The sequence below is a fragment of the Paraclostridium benzoelyticum genome, from assembly GCF_001006285.1.
GTDB lineage: Bacteria > Bacillota > Clostridia > Peptostreptococcales > Peptostreptococcaceae > Paraclostridium > Paraclostridium benzoelyticum.
In genome coordinates this window covers 1-2121 of record NZ_LBBT01000195.1, presented here as the reverse complement: position 1 = coordinate 2121, position 2121 = coordinate 1, and the positions used below count along the sequence as shown (strand labels likewise).

The following is a 2121-nucleotide window of genomic DNA, read 5'->3' as shown; positions in this document are numbered from 1 at the left end:
TAGAATTAAATAATTAGATTTTTTATAAAAACTTGTTGACCTGGTTAAATTTTCATTATACAATCTTATTGAAATTAATTATCATTTATTATTGAAAAGGAGAATCAAAATGTTATTAATTTACTCACTGCTATTCACAATGGTGATATCTCTATTTTTTACGTCTAGCATTAAAAAACATTCAAACTTATACTATATAATTGCTTTGGTTATAGCTTTGCTAACTAGTTATATAAACCTTTACGGAGAAACATACAATATAGAGCTACAAGGGCTTCTACTAGAATTTTATAAGTCCTCAATGAAAGGTATTTTATCTGTATCTTTATTTATTATCGTAATGTTTACAGGAGCTCTCGATAGAAAATATGTTGTCACTAAAAAACTATTAAATATAAGAGCTCAATTAGCTGTAATAGGATCTATACTTATACTTCCACATGGCTTAATATATACATATTTTATATTTGGAGATTTTGTTAAATCTCTTACGCTTCCTGGATTATCTATGATTCACCTAACTATAGGCTTGGTTGCATTTTTAGTTATGATTCCATTGTTTATAACTTCATTTAAATTTGTTAGAAGTAAAATTAAGTATGTTAAATGGAAAAAAATACAAAGATGTTCATATTTATTTTATGGATTAACTTATTTACACATAGCTCTTATTCTTTTAAATAAAGATACAATAGATATGTTAAAAATTGCTATTTATTCTACAATTTTTATAGTTTATACAATGGTTAGGATGATGAAGTACTTTAATGAAAAGAAGGTTAAATCAATGAAAATATCAAGTATTTAGTTGAAGTTTTAACCCATTTTACATGCAAGAAAGGATGTCTTTTTTAGATATCCTTTTTTTATACCTATTACAGGCAAATTAATAAAATTCTTGCATACTGTGTAACTTGTTTCGAGTGGAGGACAAGTATCCTCCAATATTTATCATGAAAATTAAATATATTTTAGATTTCGATATACAATTAAATAATTATTTAATTGTTTACTGGCTATTATTTTGTATTTGATTTAAATACATTCTCCTAGTTTTACTTTGTCGGACAAGTGTCATGCATCGTTAAATGAGTCTCAATTTCGATACATCTGTTTCAATCCTGTAACATATATTGATTTTAAAAATCAGAATGCTATACTATAAAAATTAAGAGGGTTAAAAATACAGGTGTTTGTGATATAATCACATTTGATTATTTTTTATGTTATTAAGAATACCTTCATAGGTAAATAGGTTTTTACATATCATTCTTAAAACAGTTAAATAAATTTATATTAATAATATAGAAAATAAGTTTATATGGTATATGTCTTTTATATAATTAGACTTATACCATTTTTTTTATTAAAATACTTCAAATAGCCTCTAACACCTAGTATATGAATTGACTTATACTATATCTTGGGGATTAAATTATATATATACCTTAATAAATATTTAATTGATTTAAAGTTATACAAATTTTAACACATAGAATAATTTGGAGGAAATTAAAATGGCAAATGGGAGTTTTAAGGGTCTATATACTTTTCAACAAGTATCAGATATTTATGGTTTAGATAATTCAACATTACGAAAACAAGTATCAAATGGAAAGCTAATCGACAATGTTGAGGTAAAAAAATTCGGGAAAACTTGGTTAATAACAGAACAATCTATGATAAAACACTTTGGTGTTGATGAATTTAATTTGTATATTGGTAAGATTAATTTTGATGATTTAGATGAAGCTAAACAGAAAAAAATTAAAAAGAAAATGAATAAAAAGTCTGAGTTAAATGAATTTGAAACAGGTATTTAAAAAGTATAAATATAATCTTTTTCATTATACAATTTTTTCATAATGAAAAAGATTATATTTATTTTTTAACTCATTAAACTGTAAGGTATTGTAAAAAGAAATAGTATATTTAATAGATTTGGATTATGATTTATTTGAATCTAGATTAATAGGTTTGAAATACAATGAATTTGTGCTAAATTTGCATACGTGTCCTATAAATTTTTTATTAAAAAATCTAATTTAAAGTATTGATTTTTCTGTTTGCTAGACGTATATCTAATATAAGTAAACAATTATATTTTTTATATAACTTAAT

2 protein-coding genes are annotated in these 2121 nt (G+C 23.1%); both read left to right on the top strand.

Annotated elements, in window-relative coordinates:
* The first annotated feature begins 109 nt into the window (after window positions 1-109).
* Entirely contained in the window at window positions 110-808 is a 699-nt protein-coding gene (locus tag VN21_RS09230; protein WP_046823000.1) for a ferric reductase-like transmembrane domain-containing protein, read from the top strand.
* 709 nt (window positions 809-1517) lie between these two features.
* A complete protein-coding gene (locus VN21_RS09225) occupies window positions 1518-1823 on the top strand; it encodes a helix-turn-helix domain-containing protein (protein WP_046822999.1) in 306 nt (101 codons plus the stop codon).
* The last annotated feature ends 298 nt before the right edge of the window (window positions 1824-2121 follow it).

Bases quoted from the DNA above. Each gene is read 5' to 3' on its own strand.
- VN21_RS09230 (WP_046823000.1), top strand. From the start codon at position 110: ATGTTATTAATTTACTCACTGCTATTCACAATGGTGATATCTCTATTT.
- VN21_RS09225 (WP_046822999.1), top strand. From the start codon at position 1,518: ATGGCAAATGGGAGTTTTAAGGGTCTATATACTTTTCAACAAGTATCA.